Source organism: Vibrio sp. D173a, from assembly GCF_030248475.1.
In genome coordinates this window covers 1-770 of sequence record NZ_JAHGAH010000594.1, presented here as the reverse complement: position 1 = coordinate 770, position 770 = coordinate 1, and the positions used below count along the sequence as shown (strand labels likewise).

Below are 770 nucleotides of genomic sequence, written 5' to 3'. Positions count from 1 at the left end.
TTTATCAAAAGCCGAGCTTCTGATTCTTCAGGGGGGCGATTAACGGGCAGCGATATCCATGCCTACATCGTCAGAGAGTTTGATAAACATTATCACCCTGACTCTATCTATTACTTGCTTAATCACATGGGCTTTTCTTGGATAACTTCACGCTCTAAACACCCTTCTCAATCTCAGCAAGTTCAAGACGATTTTAAAAAAATTCAAAATAGAAACGATCCTTAAGATCCCGGGGCATATGGGTTTGGAATCAGTGGATGTCTGGTTTCAAGATGAGGCTCGATTTGGGCAGCAAAATACGACGACTCGTCTCTGGGCAGAAAGAGGCACAAGGCCTAGAGCAGTAAAACAGCAGCAATTTGAGTATGCGTATTTGTTTGGTTCAGTCTGTCCTTCAAAAGGCATCGGAGAAGCTATGGTTGTCCCTTGGGTAAACAAAAACATCATGATTGACCATCTTGCTCAAATATCAGAAGCAACAGAAAAAGGTCGTCATGCGGTTGTGATCATGGATGGTGCAGGTTGGCATACCAGTGACATTGCTGAGCAATTTTCGAATGTGAGTATCGTTAAACTGCCTCCCTATTCACCCGAACTAAACCCAATTGAACAAGTATGGAGTTGGCTACGGCAACACTATCTAGCAAACCAGAGTTTTACGAACTACGACGACATTGTTGAGAAAGTATGTGGTGCATGGAATTGCTTTCTAGAAAGTACAGAAAGAGTGAAACGAATGTGTACAAGAGAGTGGATTGAGCTGATCAGTT

At 42.7% G+C, this 770-nt stretch carries 1 pseudogene; it reads left to right on the top strand.

The window, feature by feature from the left end:
- A pseudogene (locus tag KIV40_RS27780) lies at positions 1-770 on the top strand (IS630 family transposase); the annotation flags it as partial.